The sequence below is a fragment of the Empedobacter sp. UBA6305 genome, assembly GCF_002440405.1.
In the GTDB taxonomy this organism is placed as follows: domain Bacteria; phylum Bacteroidota; class Bacteroidia; order Flavobacteriales; family Weeksellaceae; genus Empedobacter; species Empedobacter falsenii_B.
Map to the genome: position 1 here is coordinate 77570 of NZ_DJTP01000045.1, position 20715 is coordinate 98284.

Genomic DNA, 20715 nt, shown 5'->3' on the forward strand with positions numbered 1-20715 from the left:
CTTTAGTTTACTTTATTATTTAGTAAATATTTTTTAACTTCCTTAAGATAAGGATAAATCACCTCATCTTCTTTAAATACAGGAACAATTTTACGAATCGAATCATAAAATGCTTTCCCTTTCGAAGATAATTTATCTTGTATTTGTAGAAATTCTATCGCTTGCGTTACAGCCATACTCTGAACCGTCAACACTTCGAACGTATTATCAATCACTTTTGCACAAATCGTAGCCGCATTTGTTCCCATACTCACAATATCTTGATTATCATTGTTGTTTGGAATACTATGCACATACATTGACGTAGAAAGTGTTTGATTTTCAGCTGTTGTAGAAGTCGCCGTAAATTGAGCAGCTTGCAAACCGAAATTAAAACCAAGCGTTCCTAAATTGACAAAAGGTGGTAAAATATTATTGATTTTTGGATTGACTAAATAGTTTAATTGACGTTCACTTAGCATTGATAGACGCGTAACAGCCAATTTTAATTTATCCAATTCTAATGAAACATAATCGCCATGAAAATTTCCTCCATGATGAACAGTTTGATTTTCAACATCGATAATTGGATTAACACTCGCCGAATTTATTTCATTTTCTAGTACTTCTTTCGCGGCATTCCAAGTATCATAAATTGGTCCTAAAATCTGAGGAACACAACGCAACGAATAATATTCTTGTACTTTTTCTTCAAAAATTTTCTCAGTACGTTCTTGATATAATTCGTCTGCACGTTTTTTGACTAATTTGCTATCATTCAAAAAATCGGTCATTTTATTCGCCACATAACGTTGACCAACATGTTGTTTAGCCTCGTTCAACGGTTTTGAATAATGATCATCAAAAGATTGTACAATTTCATTCATCATCGAGCTTAACGTAATCGAAAGATTAATTAATTGATTAACTTTAATCAAATTTACCATTCCAATTCCCGTCATTACCGAAGTTCCGTTCATAATTGATAAACCTTCGCGAATATGAACTTCTATTGGTTGAAGATTTTCAAGTTCAAACACTTCTTTCGTCGATTTGATTTCTCCTTTATAAAAAACTTCTCCTTCTCCAATTAATGTCAAAGCCAAATGCGCCAATTGAACCAGATCTCCACTAGCACCAACGCTTCCATGTTGATAAATGACAGGTAAAATATCACGGTTTACTAATTCTTGCATCAATACTAAAACTGAAGGATGAATCCCAGAATATCCCAACGAAAGCGTATTAAAACGTGCAATAACCGCAGCTTTTGTTTGGTCTAACGTCAACGGTTCTCCAATTCCTGTACAATGACTTCTGATTAGATTATATTGAAGCTGAATTGTATTTTCATCTTCAATACGATATTGTGCCATTGGTCCAAAACCTGTATTTACGCCGTAAATTATTTTATTTTTTGAAAATTCTTTTAAAAATTTAAAACTATTCTCCACACGATCAAATGTTGATTTATCAAGCAATAATTTTTTATTCTCAAAAAGTATGTTTTCTATAGTGTCAATTGTTAATTTTGTCATGTTATTGATTAGGTAAAAGATTTATCGATTTTGGTTATTTACTCCCTCAATCAGTTGCAAAAATAATTAAAAAACTATACAAAAAGTCATGATTGAAAATACAGATGTTTTAATCATTGGTGCAGGACCTTCGGGATCGGTTGCAGCAGCCTATTTAAGAGAAAAAAACATTAAAGTTATTGTTTTAGAAAAAACTCAATTTCCCAGAATTGTTGTTGGTGAAAGTTTGATCCCTCGCTCTATGGATCATTTTGAAGAAGCTGGATTGTTACCTTATTTAGAGAAACAAAATTTCGAAGTAAAACCTGGTGCGAGATTTATTCGAGGCGAACAAATTTGTATTTTCGATTTCAGTAAAAAGTTTGGGAAAGGACAAGATTGGACTTGGCAAGTTCCGCGTGCTGATTTCGACATGACTTTAGCTGATGCAATTATAGACAAAGGTGCAGATTTGCGTTTTAATGAAGAAGTAATTGATGTTCAATTTGAAGGAAAAAAATCGATTACAACTGTAAAAAAACAAAATGGAGAAACGTATCAAATCAATGCAAAATTTTTGATTGATGCGAGTGGATATGGACGCGTTTTACCACGATTATTAAATATTGATAGTCCATCAAAACTAAATCCACATTCAGCAATTTTCACACATATTAATGATGTTCGTCGCCCTGAAGGTCAAGAAAGAACGCAGATTTCTTTTGATATTATTGAAACGAAAGTTTGGTTGTGGGTAATTCCTTTTTCGAATGGAAAAACAAGTGTAGGGATCGTTGGCCCAACAGATTATATCAATCAATTATCAACCAATCAAGATACAACAGAAGCTTTGCAAAATGCAATTCAAAAATCCGATTTTTACGTCAATCGTTTTGGTAATTTACCATTTGAATTTAACCCAATTTGGTTAAAAAATTATTCCGCTGCGGTGACTAAAATGTTTGGAGATGGTTATGTTTTGACAGGAAATAGTACCGAGTTTTTAGACCCTGTCTTCTCTTCTGGTGTTTGTTTCGCAACAGAAAGTGGTTTGAAAGCTGCTAAGCTTGCTATTAAAGAAATGAATGGCGAAAAAGTAGACTGGCAGACAGATTACGAAGATTATATGAAAGAAGGTATCGATGTTTTCACCACTTATGTGCAAGAATGGTACACAGGAAATTTGCAAGAATTATTTTTCCATCAACCTGAAAATCCTGATGTCAAAGAAAAAATTTGTGCTGTTTTAGCGGGATACGTTTGGAACAAAGAAAATCCATTTGTAAAAAAACACAATAGTGTAATTCGGAATATGGCGTATCTGATTCGAATGGTTAAAGAAACAGAATAAATGAAAAGTCAACAATATGTTGGCTTTTTTGTTTTTAATTCAGATAGATTCTCTATTTTTGAGTAATCCAATACTTTAAAACGCATGCAATTTCAGACTATTGATACAGTTGAATCAATTTCGAAAGAAGATTTCATCAAAAATTATCTCAAAAAAAGGAAACCTTTGTTATTGAAAGGTTATGCGAAGAATTGGAAAGATTTTGACAAATGGAATCTCGATTATATCAAAGAAAAAGCTGGAGAACAAATTGTACCTTTATACGATAGCAAACCTGCTGATGCTAACAAAAGTTCGGACACTCCTGCTACACATATGAAGTTTAATGAATATGTAGATTTGATCAAAAAAGAGCCCTCTGATTTGAGAATTTTTTTCTTTATCATCAAAGATAAAATTCCCGAATTACTCAAAAATTTCACTTATCCTGATCTAGGTTTAAAATATTTTGAACGTTTACCAACATTGTTTTTTGGAGGAAGTGAAGCCAAAGTTTTGATGCATTATGATGTCGATATGACGGATTTCATTCATTTTCAGTTCCAAGGTGATAAACGAATTTTGTTGTTTGATCCAAAACAATCCAAAGCTTTATATAAAGTTCCACTTTCTGTACATACAATTTACGAAATTGATTATGATCATCCTGATTACGAAAAATTCCCAGCTTTGAAATACGCAAAAGGTTTTGATTTTGTCATGAATCATGGCGATGCTTTATTTATCCCACGCGGTTATTGGCATTATAATCGTTATTTAGAAGCAGGATTTTCAATGTCTTTACGCGCCTTTCCTAATGAGTTTTTTCAAGTGATGAATACCATTTATCATGTATTTATTATGCGCTATACCGATAAATTGATGCGCAAGATTTTTCAACTAAAATGGATTCATTTTAAAGAAAAATGGGCAATAAAGAAAAGCCATCGTTATTATGGAATTAAGAAATAGGTTTTAAATATTACTCAATTTTATAATCCATAGGAACCATGTTTGCTATTTTTTCCCAGCTCCAATATCCTTCAACAACCAAATTAGCAGGATGGTAATATGTACCATTTTCTTCAATTTTTAATAAATCGCTTTTTATAGCGAAAATAGAAAGTTGGTTCGAAATATATTTTGCACCATTCTGTTTTGCATAGTCCAAATCCTCTTTTTCATTTTTATATTCAACTGAATATAATCCTTTAAAATTAAGATACTGATCATTATTATCAACGATTTTCAAACTATCATATGGAACTTTTTGATTAACTAAGTAAGTAATTATTTTTGGAGGAACTTTACCTTCAATTCTACCTCCTAACAAAGTTTCTTCTTTAAATTTTATGTATTCAGGATTATCCTTGCGAATCAATCGTTTTATATCATATCCTTCTTCCTCAATTTTATTCTCATAAACTGCTTTCATAAAATGAGTAATACTTCCTAAATAAGATTTACGACGATTTTCTTGCCATTTTTTTTCTTTAGAAGCTGATGATTTTAACTCAGTAAAAAGTGCTGTTCCAAGAGTTAAGACATAATTTGACTTAAAATCAACATTAAAATCAACCAAGTCATACTCGATTTTATAACCTAAGTAATTGTTTGTAATGATTAAAGGATTTCTAGAAGTAGCAGATAATTGTCGTGTATTTTTATCATATTTAAACCTTAAGTCTTTCGAATTTTCTATTTTGCATTTTTTTGCAGCTTCATTACTTCCCAAAAACAATTTCAAAAAAGTCTGATAATAATACAACCAATCTTCTTTAGATATTGCTTGAACAACTGTTTCTTGCAACGCTACCACTTCAGGTTCTAAAACTACTTTATAAAATGTAATTTGATTTGTATTAACATTCAAAATATAATTTTCAAACAAACTTGCACGAACAATTAAGTTATATTGTCCATTAGGAAGACTTAGTTCAAATTCACCTTTTTCGTTCGTTTTTGATTTAATCGTAGAATTATCGACATAGATTTCAGCATTAATAATTGGAAGCGATTTTTCATCAATCACTTTTCCTTTAATTGTATTTTGTGCAAATAGATTACTACTAATTAAGAAAAAACCTAAAATAATAATTTGTTTAAAATTCATTGACTAAATTTTAAAACAAGATAATAAAAAAACCGCTATAAAGCGGTTTTGAATTTATTTGAAGAAATATGTAATTCCTAAAGTTAAAAATGATGAACGATTTGTTCCATTATCCCAACGTTTATAGTCGTAAGTATCTATTAAACCATATTGATAGCGTAAATTAATTTCGTATTTTCTATCAATAGAATAACCTCCACCGATATTAAAAGCTAAATCAAACGATTTTGGAACATTATTTTCTCTTTCAGGTTCATTTTCATCAAATTTTTCTGATACTTTGAAACCTAATTGAGGACCACCTTCAACGAAGAAATCTTTTCCTTGATCATCAAAATAGTATTTATACATAATTGGAATATTGATATAATTTAAGAAAGCTTTGTATTTCTCTCCACCTTCTTTATATAACGAATATTCACCTTGAGTAGTATATAAAACTTCAGCTTGTAAATAATGATTTTCGTTTCGAGTAGTTAATTGATATTTTGCAACTCCTCCAACTAAAAATCCAACTCTCTCTTTAGAAACTCCATGAACAATAGTTGTGTTACTAAGTCCAACACCTCCTTTAACTCCAAATTCGATTTGAGCAAAAGAAAAAGTAGATAAACTTAAAAGAAATAAACTTAATAGATTGGTTTTTAAATTTTTCATAAGTTATTGTATAATTTTAACAAAATTAAAGCTTTTTTTAATACAAACTTCATTTCATAAAAAAAGCTCTCCAAATGAAGAACTTTCTATATTATTTTCGAAAATTTATTTTTTTGGTTGAGGAGGAAATTTAGCAAGAATTTCTTCAATTGCTTTCGGGATTCTTTCCGCTTTAGCACTGATATTACTCAAATTAAGATCAGAACCAACACCTTGCCAAACCAATATATTACGTTTATCATCAATAATGTCTATTACAATTGTTCCTGCTTGATAAGAAGAAACGCTATTTCCGCCGTAATATCCGCCATAGTAACCATAAGGACCGTAGCCCCAATTGTTATTATTTACAGAAACTTGTTCTTTAGAACTTGTCAATAAATTAATAACTAAGTCTGCATCAGAACTTACTTTTGTAAATCCTTTTGTAGCCATTTGTGCATCAATTGCTTTAATTAGTCGATTCTTATCCAAATCGTTAACCTTTAACTTATCTAATCCTTTTTGGTGAAAAGTATAAGTTTTATATGAAGCAAAATTTGTTGATCTGTCGTAATCTGTACTTACTTGAACTGTTCCACAGCTTGTTACAAATAATGACAACAAAATTATAAAAGTAAAGTGTATAATTTTCATGACCTTGATTTTTTATTTAAAACTACAATTATTATTCCTAAATGTAAAGGTAAATCAAAAAAAAAAGAAGCTCAAAATACATGAACTTCTTTTTAACTAATATTTACAATTTTATTTTGCTAATTCTAACTCTTGAATTTTCACTTCAACAATTCCATTGTGATTGATTCTAACCAAATCTACAATTTGCGTTTCGTTGACTAATTCAGGATTAAAATCTGTCTGAACTTTTACATAATTTTCTGTAAAACCAAACATTTTCCCGTCTTTATTATCATGTTCCCAAAGCACTTTTTGAGTAGAATTTAATTGAGACTGATAAAAAGCTTGACGTTTTTTCTCTGATAAAATTCGTAACATTTTATTACGACGTTTACGTTCTCCTTGATCTACAACTCCTTCAAATTCGATCGCTTCTGTATTATCACGCTCCGAATAAGTAAATACATGTAAATAGCTAATTGGTAATTCGTTTAAGAAATTATATGTTTCCATAAACAATTCTTCTGTTTCTCCTGGAAAACCAACAATTACATCTACACCAATACACGCATTTGGCATCACTTCTAGAATTTTTGTTACACGATCTAAATAAAGATTAGATAAATAACGACGTTTCATTTTCTTCAAAATCTCATCGCTACCAGATTGTAATGGAATATGGAAATGCGGAACAAATCGATTACTTTTTGAAACAAAATCAATTGTTTCATTTTTTAATAAATTTGGTTCAATCGAAGAAATTCTGATTCGTTCTATCGCATCAACTTGATCTAATTCTTGTACCAATTCCAAGAAAGTATGTTCGTGTTTTTTATTCCCGAATTCACCTTTACCGTAATCACCAATATTTACACCCGTTAATACAATTTCTTTGATTCCTTTTTGTGCAATTTCATTCGCATTTTTGATAACATTTTCTACTGTATCTGAACGCGAAATTCCACGAGCCAAAGGAATTGTACAATACGTACATTTGTAGTCGCAACCATCTTGCACTTTCAAAAAAGCACGCGTACGATCACCGATTGAGTATGAACCAACGTAAAAATCGGCTTCTTCAATCTCACAAGAATGTACAATTGTTTCTTCTTTTTTATTGATATCGTCTAAATATTCAGCAATATTAAATTTTTCTGCAGCTCCTAAAACCAAATCAACACCTTCCATTTCCGCAATTTCTTGCGGTTTCAACTGCGCATAACAACCTACAACGACAACAAAACCTTCTGGATTTGCTTTCATTGCATTTTTCACAATCGTTCTGCACTCTTTGTCTGCATTTGCGGTTACCGAACATGTATTTATCACGTACACATTCGCAGAATCTGTAAACTCAACCTTCTGATATCCATTATCTTTCAAGTTTCTTGCGATCGTCGAAGTTTCAGAAAAATTAAGTTTACATCCCAATGTATGAAATGCAACTGTTTTAGTTTGATTATTCATAGCTGCAAATTTAAGAAATTATCCATAGTTTTGAAACATAAATAAATCAGCTATTCAAAATGACTAAATACTTTATCTACATTATGTTATTCGTTTCAATATTTTCGTGTTCTAAGAAAATTGAAATCGATGAAAACAAAGTATTTAAATTAAATCGTTACGATAATATTTCTTCTTTAGATCCTATCAATGCACGTACACAAGCCAATAATTGGGCATGCAATTTAATGTACAATAGTTTAGTGAAGATTGATAACGAACTAGAAATTCAGCCAGATATTGCAAAATCTTGGACAATTTCTGAAGATGGAAAAACGTATTCTTTTACTTTGAGAAATGATGTTTTTTTTCATAAACATGAAGCTTTCGGAAAAGATTCGACTCGAATTGTAACGGCTTCAGATTTCGAGTATAGTTTTAATCGTTTAAAAGATCCGAAAGCTGGAGGTTCTGGAGGTTGGATTATGAATAATATTGATTCATATAAAGCGATAAATGATACACTTTTTGAAATTAAATTAAAAGAGGCTTATCCTGCATTTTTGGGATTAATTTCGATGAAATATGCTTCGGTTGTTCCGAAAGAATTATTCAAAAATGGAAACGATGAATTCTTGAAACATCCAATTGGTACAGGCCCTTTTCAATTTAAGATTTGGGAAGATAATGTGAAAATGGTTTTTAGAAAAAATCCAAAGTATTTCGAGTTTGATGAAAAAGGACAACGTTTACCATATTTAGAAGCGGTTAATTTATCATTTTTACCAGAGAAAAATTCAGAATTTTTAGAATTAATCAAAGGTAATTTGGATATGATGGCAGATTTGGATCCTTCTTATAAAGATGAAATTTTAAATCCAATCGGAGATTTGAATCCAAAATATTCAAATATTTTAACGATTCAAAAAGTTCCTTATTTAAGTACCGTTTATTTATGTTTTTATCTTGATGCGCCCAATGCAGTTGATTTGAAATTGCGTCAAGCATTAAATTATGGAGTTGATAAAAACAAAATCATCAAATATATGATGAAAGGTCAAGCTTTTGAAGCAGATGGAGGTTTCATTCCGAAAGGTTTACCAGGTTATTCGCCAGAAAGTGGTTACAAATATTCTCCCGAAAAAGCACGTGAACTAATCAATAGCTATAAAAAAACGAACGAAAAAATTGTACCAATCGAGCTGACAACTGTGCAAGAATATGTAGATGTTTGTGAATATATTGCGGCAGAAATGGCAAAATTAGGCTTACCAATAAAAGTGAATGTTGTACCTGGACCAACGATGCGCGATGGAAAAGCAACGGGAAAATTTACGTTGTTCCGCGCAAATTGGGGAGCAGATTATCCAGATGCCGAAAACTTTTTGTCTTTATATTATTCGAAAAACTTTGCGCCAGAAGGTCCAAATTATTCACATTACAAAAATGGTGAATTTGATAAAATGTACGAACAAGCATTTTTGACCAATAATCTAGACGAACGTGCCAAAATTTATCAAAAAATGGATGCATTGATGATGCAAAACGCTCCAATTTTGCCATTATTTTATGATCAAACAACGTTATTTTTGAATAAAAAAGTTAAGAATTTTTCGATGGGACCAATCAAATTATTGGATTTAACGAGAGTTTACAAAGAATAATTCTTTTGACATTTCTCAAAAAGTTTGAACATCTTTTAAAAAAATCTAAATAATATTTCATTTTATTTCACGACATTAGATAATTGTTAACTTATTTGAAATAATGGGTTTTCTCTAACGTTTGAAATCAACAATTTAAAAGAAATTATTTCAGAAATATAGGCGTTAAACCGAGTTTTTTTAGATATATTTGACACCAAATTTTTAATCAAAATCATTTAAATTTTTACTTATGAAAGTAAGACAACTTTTCGTAGTAGGATCTATCGTTACTCTTGTTGCAATTGGAGTAATCTCTTATTTTTGGCCAGGTATCTTATGGTCTTTAATAATTATTCTTCCTTTGATTGCTTTAGGATTTGCAGATATCTCGCAAACAAAACACGCTATCAGAAGAAACTTTCCAATTATTGGACATGGACGTTATTTGTTAGAAAGTATTCGTCCAGAAATTATGCAATACTTTGTTGAAACGGATACTGAAGGGAAACCTATTGACCGTTTGATGCGTAGTATGGTGTATCGTCGTGCAAAAAATGTAATTGACACAGTTCCTTTTGGGACGCAATTAGATGTTTATGAACCAGGATATGAGTGGTTAAATCACTCGATGTATGCAGGAAAAATCAAACATGCTGATGATCCACGTGTAAAAGTTGGTGGAAGCGAATGTAAACAACCTTATTTAGCAAGTTTATTAAACATTTCTGCAATGTCTTTCGGTTCGTTAAGTGAAAATGCTGTATTAGCAATGAACAAAGGAGCCAAATTAGGAAACTTTGCGCACAATACAGGTGAAGGGGGAATTTCTCCATATCACTTACAGCCAGGTGGAGATTTGATTTGGCAAATTGGTACAGGATATTTTGGATGTCGTGCAGCTGATGGTGGTTTCGATCCAGATAAGTATGTAGAGCGTGCTACTTTACCAAATGTAAAAATGATTGAGTTGAAAATTTCTCAAGGTGCAAAACCAGGTCACGGAGGAATTTTACCAGCAAATAAAAATACTCCAGAAATCGCTAAGATTCGTGCTGTAGAACCATATACAACTGTTGATTCTCCTCCATCTCACTCAGCTTTCTCTGATGCAGAAGGAATGTTACATTTCATCAAACAATTAAGAGAATTATCAGGTGGAAAACCAGTTGGATTTAAATTGTGTATTGGGATTAAACGTGAGTTTATCGAGATTTGTGAAGCAATGATTAAAACGGGTATCAAACCAGATTATATTGCAATTGACGGTGGTGAAGGAGGAACTGGAGCTGCTCCTGTAGAGTTTTCAAACTCTTTAGGTATGCCTTTGTTAGATGGTTTAGCTTTTGCAGTTGATACTTTACGTGGTTATGGTCTTAAAAAAGATATTCGTGTTGTAGCTTCTGGAAAAATTATTTCTTCTTTCCACATTGCTCGTGCAATGGCTATTGGTGCGGATTTAGTTTATTCGGCTCGTGCAATGATGATGGCTGTAGGATGTATCCAAGCATTACAATGTAATACAAATACATGTCCTGTTGGTGTTGCGACGCAAGATCGTGAATTAATGAAAGGTTTAGACGTAGAAGATAAAGCAACTCGTATGTATAATTTCCACAAGAAAACAATGCATATTTTATCTGAGTTAATTTCTGCAACAGGTGTTAAATCTCACAGAGATTTCAATCGTTATCACGTAAATTTACGTATCGACAATACACGTATTATGTCTTACGATCAATTATACCCAATTGTAGAAGAAGGTGCATATGTAGGAATGTCTGTAGAAGATGTTTTACTAGAAATTAGAATTCGTACATTAAGTAAAGTCAATTAATCAATTTCATATAATAGTAAAAAAGCAATCCAATTGGATTGCTTTTTTTATTCAAGAATATTCCGTAAATATTGAGACGGACGAAAACCTGTATGTTCCAAAAAAGCATCTGAAAAAGTCTTTCTCGAATTAAAACCTGTTTCTTCTGCCAACGCATCAATTGTGTATTTTTTGAGATTTGGCTCATTTTCAATTCGTTTCAAAAGATGATTAATTCTCAATTCATTGATATATTGGTTAAAATTTTTCGATCTCGAACGATTAATATAATTTGACACAATTGTTCGATTGGCGTTCAATTCTAGAACCAAATCATTCAACGAAAATTTTGGATTTAGAAATAACTTTTGTTCTTCAAATAATTGCAAACTTTGTTCGAAATCTTCATCAATTTCAACTTCGAATTTTGTTTTTTCTAATTGATTTTCTTCCTTAATATCTAACTCAAGTATTGTTATTTCATCAAGACATTTTTGTAAATAATTCTTCTTTTTTTGATGTTTTTGATTCATTTTATAAAAAACAATTCCACCAAAAAATAGAATTACTACTAAACCAAAAAATGAAGATCTTTTGAAGTTTTGATTCTTTTCTTTCAATAAATTTCGTTCAGTTTTCAGGAATGTATTTTCATATTTCTCGAGATTTGGTTTCAAAACAGTATGATCAGCCACATAAAATAAACTATCAAAAGACAATAAATTATTTACAGATAATAATTTATCTCGACTATTTCCATATTTCTCGTTGTATTCAACTACTCGTTCATAAGAAAGTCGCAGTTCTTCATCAAGAATTTTATATTGTTTTGAGAATTCCACAACATTTTCAAAATATTGGATTGCTTCTCTATTTCGCTTTTGTTGATATAAAATTTCACCTAAAAATTGCTCCGAAATCACATACCATTTGATATCATTTTGCTTCCAGAAAGCTTGTTGTGCTTTTTTCAATGTATTAAATGCCGAATTATAATCTTTTTTGTAGAAATCAATAATTCCTTTATTCTTCAAAGCATATTGATAATTTACCGTATCAACCGTTTCAGATAATTCAATTTTGTTGTAATAATCACTTTTGTTCAGATGATTTGTTTTGCTATATAAATAAGACAATTTCCCAAGAATGGAAAGATAAATGCTGAACGATTTTGGTTGCTGTTTATGCTTTTCGAAATATGATAAAGAAGTTTCGTATAACACTATAGATTCCTTGATTTCATGTAAGTTTTCTTTTGTTTTCGCAATTCCAACAAGCGAAGAATAAAATGTAAAATCATCTTTTATTTCAGTTGATAGTTGTTTCGAAATGGTGAAATTTTTCAATGCATTATTGTAATTACGTTGCTCCAAAAAATAATTTCCTTTTTCGATATAAGCTTCACTCAACACAACTTTATCATTCAATCGATAAGCTGTTGAAATCGTTGAATCAATAATTCGAAGATTTTCTTCAACCAAATCATTATTTTTTTGACGCAAAAATTCAGCTTTATCTTTTTGTGTTTTTCCAAACATATTTACTGAACTGAATATGAATAGAATAACTATAATAAATTTAAGAAACCTATTTCCCGAAATCATAAAACGTAACATATTGTATTTCTTTAATTTAAATAATATTGTAAACAATTATCATTTGACACCAAGTTGATAAAAAACATTTAAAAATATAAATTAAAATTGTTCAAACAAAAATTTTACTTCCTCTAAATGTAAGTAAAACAATAATCAACACAATTTTATTATGAAGTTTCTACAATTAATTCTCATTTTGATTAGCTCTTTTGCTTTTGCACAAGAAAAATATTCGATTACAGGCTATATTTCATCAGAAAAAGAGTCAAAAACAATTCACGCAAAAGTTATTTTATACGATGAATTTCAAAATGTTATTCAAACAATTGAAACTGAAAATTCTAAATTTAACTTTGAAAATTTAGAACCTAAAATCTATTTAATTTCTGTTATTTATGACAATAATATTCAAGATGAAGAACCTTTTTATTTAAACGAAAATAAAACATTTCACTTAAATATTGATGAAACTGTACAAATTGATGAAGTTATAATCAATGGAAAAAAAGAAACTTTCAAAATAGAAAATGGCAATTATAATATTGATGTCGCCAATTCAAATTTTAATAAACTTGCTACAACTAAAGAATTATTTTCAAAATTACCAAGCGTCATGTTAGGCGCAGATCAAGAAACATTGACGATTATTGGAAAAGGAAATCCTTTGTTGTATTTGGACGATCAACAAGTTGATTTTTCTACCATTTCGAGTTTAGCAATTGAGGACATAAAATCGATTGAAATTATCAAAAACCCTTCTGCTAAATATGAAGCAAATGGAAAATCTATCGTAAAAATTAATCTAAAGAAAAGTAAAAAAGAAGGTTTAAAATTGACTTTGCAAGAAACATTATCTTTCAAAAGAAAGTTTAATAATTATTTCAATTCGACTTTTCAAATTCGTAAAAATAAAAGCGAATTTAAACTGAACGCATCTTATAATCAACTAAATCCGTGGGAAGGAAATGGATTCGATTATCGCATAAAAGACAAAAATATTCAGTCCAATTATTTCATAAAATCGCAAACTAAACGTCCACATTTTATTGTAAACACAAGCTTTTTTCAGGAATTAAATGAATCTGGAGATTATTTTTCGTTTGCTATTAATTCAAATTTTAGAAAAGATAAAGGTTTGCTTGATACCAAAACAGAATATACCGAAAACAATGAAAATCAATCTATTTTAACGTTAAATGATAATGAAAATCATCGAAATTTTGTGAATACTTTGGTGAATTACAATAAAAATATTCAATCAATTGACGCAAGTATTTTAACAGGATTACAATACACGATTTATAATACAGGAACAACATATGATTTTTATAATAAGATTAATGAGAATGATGTCGAATACAATCAATCGCGCTATCAAAAATATCGTCTTAAGGTTTTTGCAGGAAAATTTGATGTAGAGAAAAAGTTTGAATCTGATCAAAAAATTGAATTTGGAGGACGTTTTACACACGCTAAATCTGAGACGAATAATGAAACATTTTTTCCTCAACAATCATCAGAAGAATTTCTTTATAATTTCAAAGAACTGAATCTTTCCGCCTATTTGCAATACACTAAAAATTATGAAAAATGGAATTATAAAGCTGGATTAAGAACAGAAACGACTAATTCTAAAGGTCTTGATGAAATAAAACAACTTTCGGATATTGATAAAAAATACATCGATTGGTTTCCGAATGCAGAAATTAATTACACTTTTGATAATAAAAATGCGTTAACAATTTACTATAAACGTACGATTGACAGACCGAATTACAGCAATCTTTCTTCTGGGAATTTGTACGGAAGTCCTTATATCGAATACAGTGGAAATTTTAATATTTTACCTACTTACACCGACACATTTTCAGCGAATTATTCATTAAAAAAATGGAACATGAATGTGACGTATTATCAAAGTAAAAATCCGATGAATTATACATTAATTTATAATGATGTGAGAAATATTTCAACATTTACAACGATTAATTTCGAAAAAGAAAAAAACATTTCTGTTGCTTTGGATGTTCCATTCGAATATAAATTTTGGTCAACACAAATTAGTTTAGCTATAATTTATAGTAAAATAATTGATGAAAAAGCTGTGTTAAAAAAATCGATTCCGTATATCTATTTATACTCTAATCACAATTTCAAATTGGGAAAAGATTTCAACTTTATGGTTGATGGATATTGGTTAAGCAAACGAACTGAAGGAATTTATGATCGAAATTCTCAAGTTATCGTTAATCTTGGATTGACAAAATCATACAAAAACTTTGATTTTTCTATTCGTTTCAATGATTTATTCAAACAAATGAAATTTAGCGAAACACTGAATTATGATAAAATAAGTTCTAAAAATCTATTTTTAGTCGATTATCAAGAACTATCAGTTAGTGTTAAATATAATTTTGGCCGATTGAATAAAACCATCTCGAAAGAGAATAAAGTAAATGAAGAGGAAGGGAGAATTAGGTAATCTCAACTTATAAACCAAAAAAGCCATTCTTTCGAATGGCTTTCAATTTATGGATTGTTAGAATGTTTTTATGTATTACAATTCTAAAGCTCTTTTAGCGTCACCGCCCATTAATACGTTTAATGGATCTTCTACCGCTTCTTTAACTGCAACTAAGAATCCTACAGATTCGCGTCCGTCGATGATACGGTGGTCATAAGATAAAGCAACATACATCATTGGAGCGATAACGATTTGTCCGTTTTTAACAACTGGACGCTCAACAATATTGTGCATTCCTAAGATACCTGATTGAGGTGGGTTGATGATTGGTGTAGACATCATAGATCCAAATACACCACCATTAGTGATTGTAAATGTACCTCCTGTCATTTCATCAACAGAAATTTTTCCGTCACGTACTTTGATTGCTAAATCTTTGATAGATTGCTCAACACCACGGAAAGTTAAGTTTTCTGCATTACGTACTACTGGTACCATCAAACCTTTTGGTCCTGATACTGCAACAGAAACGTCAGCAAAGTCAAATTTTACTTGGTAGTCACCGTCAATCATAGAGTTTACGTCTGGGTATAACTCTAATGCGCGTGTAACTGCTTTTGTAAAGAAAGACATGAATCCTAAACCAACACCGTGTTTAGCTTTGAATTCGTCTTTATATTGGTTACGTAAAGCAAAAATTGCAGACATATCAACTTCGTTGAATGTAGTTAACATTGCAGTTTCATTTTTAACAGAAACTAAACGTTGTGCAATTTTACGACGTAATGATGATAATTTTTTCTCTGATTGAGCACGAGTTCCTTGAGTAGAAGTTCCCATTGCTGGTGTAAAACGAGCTGCATCATCTTGAGTGATACGTCCGTCACGTCCTGAACCTTTTACTTGAGAAGCATCGATACCTTTTTCGTCTAAAACTTTTTTAGCCGCTGGAGATGGAGTTCCCGTAGCGTAAGTTGCAGCTGGAGCAGCAGGTGCTGGCGTAGCAACTGGAGCTGGAGCAGCTTTTACTTCTTCTTTAACCTCAGCTTTTGGTGCTTCTGCAGCTGGAGCGCTTCCTCCTTCTGGTTTAGCAGCTGATGTATCAATAAGACAAACAACTTGTCCTACTTCTACAACATCACCTTCTTCCGCTTTCAAAGTGATAATTCCACTTTCTTCTGCTGGTAATTCTAATGTTGCTTTATCTGAGTCAACCTCAGCAATTGCTTGGTCTTTTTCTACGTAATCACCGTCTTTTACTAACCACGTAGCGATCTCTACTTCTGTGATTGATTCCCCTGGTGATGGGACTTTCATTTCTAACATATCTATTAGCTTTATTTTTTAATTGAATACTTTATTAATTACCTCTTCGTAAATTGCAGCCCAACGTTTACTTGAACCTGGTGCTGTTGCAGCACTTTCTGCTGGAGAAACTACGTCGAATGGATATTTTCTTAACTTACGTAAGATATACATCCAAGCTCCCATATTTTCTGGTTCTTCTTGTGCCCAAACCAATTTAGCATTACCAAATTTAGAGATGATAGCATCTACTTTTTCTTCATTTAAAGGATATAATTGCTCTAAACGAATAATTGCAGTTTCTTTATCACCTAATTCTTGGCGTTTTTTGTCTAAATCGTAGTAGATTTTTCCTGAACAGAAAACTACTTTTTTCACTTTTTTCGCATCTACTGTTACATCTTCGATGATTTCTTGGAAACCTCCATTTGCGAAATCTGCTAATGATGATACTGCTGATGGATGACGTAATAATGATTTTGGTGACATTACAACCAATGGTTTGCGGTAATCTGTTACAACCTGTCTTCTTAATGCGTGGAAGAAGTTAGCTGGAGTTGTGATATTTGCAACAAACATATTGTTACCAGCACACATTTGTAAGAAACGCTCTAAACGTGCTGAAGAGTGCTCTGCTCCTTGCCCTTCATATCCATGAGGCAATAACATTACTAAACCATTTTGTAATTTCCATTTATCTTCTGCTGCAGAAATATATTGGTCGATTACGATTTGCGCTCCATTCACGAAATCTCCAAATTGAGCTTCCCAAATAGTTAACGCTTTAGGATTTGCCATTGCATATCCATAATCAAAACCTAAAACTGCATACTCAGATAATAATGAATTATAGATTCTTAATTGACCTTGTTCATTATTGATATGGTTTAATAAGATAATTTCTTCTTCTGTGTCTTCAGTTTTTACAACCGCATGACGGTGAGAGAAAGTTCCACGTTCTACATCTTCCCCAGAAACACGCACGTTACGTCCGTCTGTTAAGATAGAACCGAAAGCTAAAGCTTCTCCTAATCCCCAGTCAATTTTATCTTCCTCAATCATTTTTCCACGTCCTTCAATTAAACGAGAAACTTTTTTGATTAATTTTTTACCTTCTGGAACTGTAGAAACAGCTTTTGCAATTTCTTTTAATTTTACTTCGTCGTAAGAAGTATTTGCTTGTTCAAAAACTTTTGCATCATCAGCTATTTCAAATCCTTCCCACTCTTCTGGCATGAAAGGGAAAATGTGATTACGCTCAATTTCTTTAGAAGCTTCGAAATTCGTTTCTAATAGAGCTTTAAATTCTGCTTCTTTTTGTTTAACGATTTCTTCTCCTATTACACCTTCTTTTAATAATTTATCCTTGTAAATTTCACGAGGATTTGGGTGTTTAGCTATTAAGTTATATAATTTAGGTTGAGTGAATTTTGGTTCATCACCTTCGTTATGTCCATATTTACGGTATCCTAATAAATCGATGAATACATCAGAACCGAATTCTGCACGATAATCTGCTGCAAAACGGAAAGCGTGAACTACCGCTTCTACATCATCAGAATTTACATGCATTACAGGAGACAATGTTACTTTAGCAACATCTGTACAATATGTAGATGTACGCGCATCTAAATAGTTTGTTGTAAACCCAACTTGGTTATTTACCACAACGTGTACTGTACCACCTGTTTTATATCCGTCTAATCCTGCCATTTGAACAACCTCGTAAACGATTCCTTGTCCAGCTACAGCAGCATCACCATGAATTAAGATTGGAATAATTTTAGAATAATCATCTTTGTAATCTTCCTCAACTTTTGCACGTGTAATCCCTTCTACAACTGCATCTACAGTCTCTAAGTGAGATGGATTTGGTGCTAAATTGATTCGGATATCTTTTCCATTCAATGCTTTGATTTGATTTGATGATCCCATGTGATATTTAACATCACCAGCCATTAAATCTGTATCAAAAGCTTTTCCTTCGAATTCTGAAAAGATTTGAGAATATGATTTTCCAAAAATGTTAGCCAAAACATTCAAACGACCACGGTGAGCCATCCCTACGATAACCTCTTGTACGCCGTGATCTGCAGAACGGTTAATCAATGTATCCAAAGCAGGAATTAAAGATTCATTTCCTTCTACTGAGAAACGTTTTTGTCCAACATATTTCGTGTGCATAAAGTTTTCAAAAGCAGTTGCTTCATTCAACTTTTCTAAAACACGTTCTTTCTCCTCCTTAGATAATTTTGGTTGATTCAAGTTTTGGTTTAACCAATTCTGAATCCAATTAATTCTTTGAGGTTCTCTTACATACATATACTCGATTCCGATAGATTCGCAGTACATGTTTTCTAAGTGTCCAATGATTTCACGTAAAGTGATTGGTCCACCAATACCTAAAATTTCACCAGCATTGAATGTCAATCCTAAATCGGCATCTGTCAAACCGAAGTTCTTGATGTCTAATGAAGGTTCAAAAGTTCTACGCGCTCTAACTGGGTTAGTCTTAGTAAACAAATGTCCACGAGAACGGTAAGCATCAATCAAATTGATTACTTTAAATTCTTTCTGTACGTTGTCTGGAACTTGAGATACTACTGCAGGATTAACTACTGCTTGCGTTGTTTGACTAGCTTTGTTAGGAGCTGTTTGTGTTGCTGGTGCAAATAATGGCTCTCCATCATATGTTGCATTCGCAAAGTCATACCCTTGGAAAAAAGCTTTCCAACTTGGTTCAATACTATCCGGATATTGGACGTATTGATCATATAAGTCGCCTATAAACTCTAAATGAGCGGCATTTAAAAACGAAAAACGATCCATAAATTTTACTCTCTATGAGATTTAGCTACAAAAATAAACTATTTAAGGCTTTAAAAAAAATTACTTTCATCATATTTATCTTATCTCGCCATAAAAATATATTATAATCAAATAATCATTACATTTGATATAAATTTAAGAAAGATTTTACATTTAGATGAGAAATTTTCTAACAAAAAAAATAAACAAACGTTGGATTGGCTTCTTTATAATATTTGTGATTTTCGCTATTACAATATGGTCGAGTAACAAAATTGTACAAGAGCTAAAACGTGAAGAACACAAACGTGTAGAGAATTATGCGCGATCGCTAGAGTTGATAAGCTCATCAGAATTTTTAGACCCGAAAACGCAAGATTTTCTATTCAAATTAATTGAAGACAACAAATCAATCCCTGTTGCACTTGTAGACGAAAAAGGCATTATTGTAGACACCAAAAATATTGATGAATCCATCGTAAAAGATTCGGTTCAATTAAAAAAATATGTCAACAAAATGAAATCGTCGGAACAAACAATTGATGTTGAATTAATCGGAACTAAAAATTATGTTTATTTCAAAAATTCAAAACTTCTCAATCAATTACAATATTATCCACTCATCATTATTTTATTGATTTTACTGTTTTTTGGATTTTCGTACTGGTATTTCAAAACAGTTCGTGACACCGAAAAAAGTTATTTATGGGCTGGAATGGCAAAAGAAACGGCACATCAAATTGGTACACCACTTTCTTCGTTGATGGGTTGGGTCGAATTATTGAAATTGGAAGAAATCGATCAAACTTCAGTCATAGAAATTGAAAAAGATGTGGATCGATTGAAACATATTGCCGAACGTTTCTCGAAAATTGGTTCAACTTCTGAACTCAAACAAACTGATATTATTTCAACTTCCAAACAAACAGTGGATTATATTTCGCAACGCATTTCGAAAGGAATTGAATTAAACTTTACTACCGATGTCGATGAATTTAACATCAATCTTAATTCTTCTTTATATAGTTGGGTTATCGAAAATTTGATGAAAAATGCCGCTGATGCAATGCAAAATAAAGGCGTTTTGGATATCGATATAAAAACGAAAGGTAAATTTGTCGAAATTTCTATTGCTGATACAGGTTCTGGAATTCCGACCAAATTGCAGAAAAAGATTTTTCAACCTGGCTTTACTACCAAAAAACGCGGTTGGGGATTGGGATTATCATTAGCAAAACGAATTATCGAAGATTATCACAAAGGAAAAATATTTGTAGCTAAATCATCTAAAGAAACGGGAACTGAGTTTAAGATTTTATTGAAAAAATAATCAGAAATATTACACAAAATCTTGATTATATAATAAGGTATACTTTTTGTAACTTTGTTAGAACGACAACTGTTTTGTAAAATTAATAATT

At 31.3% G+C, this 20715-nt stretch carries 14 protein-coding genes; 6 read left to right on the forward strand and 8 right to left on the reverse strand.

What is annotated here, in order from left to right:
• Positions 1 to 2: 2 nt before the first annotated feature.
• Positions 3 to 1517 carry an HAL/PAL/TAL family ammonia-lyase gene (locus B3M86_RS11480; RefSeq protein ID WP_291076791.1) on the reverse strand — a complete coding sequence of 505 codons (1515 nt, stop codon included), beginning with the start codon at positions 1515 to 1517 and terminating at the stop codon, positions 3 to 5.
• 88 nt (positions 1518 to 1605) lie between these two features.
• On the opposite strand from B3M86_RS11480, the gene B3M86_RS11485 reads away from it, so the two are divergent.
• Both B3M86_RS11485 and B3M86_RS11490 read left to right on the forward strand, forming a co-directional pair.
• Positions 1606 to 2847 (forward strand): NAD(P)/FAD-dependent oxidoreductase, encoded by a 1242-nt coding sequence (locus tag B3M86_RS11485; protein ID WP_291046926.1) that lies wholly within the window; start codon positions 1606 to 1608, stop codon positions 2845 to 2847.
• An 84-nt stretch (positions 2848 to 2931) separates the two neighbouring features.
• Complete coding sequence (locus tag B3M86_RS11490; protein WP_291046928.1) at positions 2932 to 3798, forward strand: cupin-like domain-containing protein; 867 nt, start codon at positions 2932 to 2934, stop codon at positions 3796 to 3798.
• Between the two features lie 10 nt (positions 3799 to 3808).
• Here the strand turns inward: B3M86_RS11490 and B3M86_RS11495 are convergent, their stop codons facing one another.
• The 4 genes from B3M86_RS11495 to mtaB all read right to left on the reverse strand — a co-directional run bounded on the left by B3M86_RS11495 (position 3809) and on the right by mtaB (position 7681).
• Positions 3809 to 4939, reverse strand: coding sequence for a carboxypeptidase-like regulatory domain-containing protein (locus B3M86_RS11495; protein WP_291046930.1), 1131 nt, complete (start codon positions 4937 to 4939; stop codon positions 3809 to 3811).
• 54 nt (positions 4940 to 4993) lie between these two features.
• Positions 4994 to 5596 (reverse strand): porin family protein, encoded by a 603-nt coding sequence (locus B3M86_RS11500; protein ID WP_114999523.1) that lies wholly within the window; start codon positions 5594 to 5596, stop codon positions 4994 to 4996.
• A gap of 105 nt (positions 5597 to 5701) precedes the next feature.
• Entirely contained in the window at positions 5702 to 6232 is a 531-nt protein-coding gene (locus B3M86_RS11505) for a DUF4136 domain-containing protein (RefSeq protein WP_114999525.1), read from the reverse strand.
• A 111-nt stretch (positions 6233 to 6343) separates the two neighbouring features.
• Positions 6344 to 7681, reverse strand: a complete 1338-nt coding sequence (mtaB, locus tag B3M86_RS11510; RefSeq protein WP_291076789.1) for a tRNA (N(6)-L-threonylcarbamoyladenosine(37)-C(2))-methylthiotransferase MtaB — start codon at positions 7679 to 7681, stop codon at positions 6344 to 6346.
• Positions 7682 to 7740: 59 nt separating this feature from the next.
• Here mtaB and B3M86_RS11515 point away from each other — a divergent pair, with 59 nt between their 5' ends.
• Entirely contained in the window at positions 7741 to 9324 is a 1584-nt protein-coding gene (locus B3M86_RS11515) for an ABC transporter substrate-binding protein (protein WP_286496118.1), read from the forward strand.
• Between the two features lie 232 nt (positions 9325 to 9556).
• Positions 9557 to 11140 carry an FMN-binding glutamate synthase family protein gene (locus B3M86_RS11520; RefSeq protein ID WP_291076787.1) on the forward strand — a complete coding sequence of 528 codons (1584 nt, stop codon included), beginning with the start codon at positions 9557 to 9559 and terminating at the stop codon, positions 11138 to 11140.
• Between the two features lie 47 nt (positions 11141 to 11187).
• On the opposite strand, the gene B3M86_RS11525 is transcribed toward B3M86_RS11520, so the two are convergent.
• Positions 11188 to 12657: a helix-turn-helix domain-containing protein gene (locus tag B3M86_RS11525; protein WP_286496115.1), complete on the reverse strand. Its 1470-nt coding sequence runs from the start codon at positions 12655 to 12657 to the stop codon at positions 11188 to 11190.
• A gap of 229 nt (positions 12658 to 12886) precedes the next feature.
• Here B3M86_RS11525 and B3M86_RS11530 point away from each other — a divergent pair, with 229 nt between their 5' ends.
• Positions 12887 to 15199, forward strand: a complete 2313-nt coding sequence (locus B3M86_RS11530; RefSeq protein ID WP_286496114.1) for an outer membrane beta-barrel family protein — start codon at positions 12887 to 12889, stop codon at positions 15197 to 15199.
• Positions 15200 to 15274: 75 nt separating this feature from the next.
• On the opposite strand, the gene odhB is transcribed toward B3M86_RS11530, so the two are convergent.
• Complete coding sequence (odhB, locus tag B3M86_RS11535) at positions 15275 to 16507, reverse strand: 2-oxoglutarate dehydrogenase complex dihydrolipoyllysine-residue succinyltransferase (RefSeq protein WP_185096030.1); 1233 nt, start codon at positions 16505 to 16507, stop codon at positions 15275 to 15277.
• A gap of 18 nt (positions 16508 to 16525) precedes the next feature.
• Positions 16526 to 19315 (reverse strand): 2-oxoglutarate dehydrogenase E1 component, encoded by a 2790-nt coding sequence (locus B3M86_RS11540; RefSeq protein WP_291076785.1) that lies wholly within the window; start codon positions 19313 to 19315, stop codon positions 16526 to 16528.
• 157 nt (positions 19316 to 19472) lie between these two features.
• Between B3M86_RS11540 and B3M86_RS11545 the strand changes: the two genes are divergently transcribed.
• Positions 19473 to 20624 carry a sensor histidine kinase gene (locus B3M86_RS11545; protein WP_219034287.1) on the forward strand — a complete coding sequence of 384 codons (1152 nt, stop codon included), beginning with the start codon at positions 19473 to 19475 and terminating at the stop codon, positions 20622 to 20624.
• The last annotated feature ends 91 nt before the right edge of the window (positions 20625 to 20715 follow it).

What these genes read in the sequence shown, in the direction of transcription:
- B3M86_RS11480 (WP_291076791.1), bottom strand. Translation starts at nt 1,517, where the DNA reads ATGACAAAATTAACAATTGACACTATAGAAAACATACTTTTTGAGAAT.
- B3M86_RS11485 (WP_291046926.1), top strand. Translation starts at nt 1,606, where the DNA reads ATGATTGAAAATACAGATGTTTTAATCATTGGTGCAGGACCTTCGGGA.
- B3M86_RS11490 (WP_291046928.1), top strand. Translation starts at nt 2,932, where the DNA reads ATGCAATTTCAGACTATTGATACAGTTGAATCAATTTCGAAAGAAGAT.
- B3M86_RS11495 (WP_291046930.1), bottom strand. Translation starts at nt 4,939, where the DNA reads ATGAATTTTAAACAAATTATTATTTTAGGTTTTTTCTTAATTAGTAGT.
- B3M86_RS11500 (WP_114999523.1), bottom strand. Translation starts at nt 5,596, where the DNA reads ATGAAAAATTTAAAAACCAATCTATTAAGTTTATTTCTTTTAAGTTTA.
- B3M86_RS11505 (WP_114999525.1), bottom strand. Translation starts at nt 6,232, where the DNA reads ATGAAAATTATACACTTTACTTTTATAATTTTGTTGTCATTATTTGTA.
- mtaB (WP_291076789.1), bottom strand. Translation starts at nt 7,681, where the DNA reads ATGAATAATCAAACTAAAACAGTTGCATTTCATACATTGGGATGTAAA.
- B3M86_RS11515 (WP_286496118.1), top strand. Translation starts at nt 7,741, where the DNA reads ATGACTAAATACTTTATCTACATTATGTTATTCGTTTCAATATTTTCG.
- B3M86_RS11520 (WP_291076787.1), top strand. Translation starts at nt 9,557, where the DNA reads ATGAAAGTAAGACAACTTTTCGTAGTAGGATCTATCGTTACTCTTGTT.
- B3M86_RS11525 (WP_286496115.1), bottom strand. Translation starts at nt 12,657, where the DNA reads ATGTTTGGAAAAACACAAAAAGATAAAGCTGAATTTTTGCGTCAAAAA.
- B3M86_RS11530 (WP_286496114.1), top strand. Translation starts at nt 12,887, where the DNA reads ATGAAGTTTCTACAATTAATTCTCATTTTGATTAGCTCTTTTGCTTTT.
- odhB (WP_185096030.1), bottom strand. Translation starts at nt 16,507, where the DNA reads ATGTTAGAAATGAAAGTCCCATCACCAGGGGAATCAATCACAGAAGTA.
- B3M86_RS11540 (WP_291076785.1), bottom strand. Translation starts at nt 19,315, where the DNA reads ATGGATCGTTTTTCGTTTTTAAATGCCGCTCATTTAGAGTTTATAGGC.
- B3M86_RS11545 (WP_219034287.1), top strand. Translation starts at nt 19,473, where the DNA reads ATGAGAAATTTTCTAACAAAAAAAATAAACAAACGTTGGATTGGCTTC.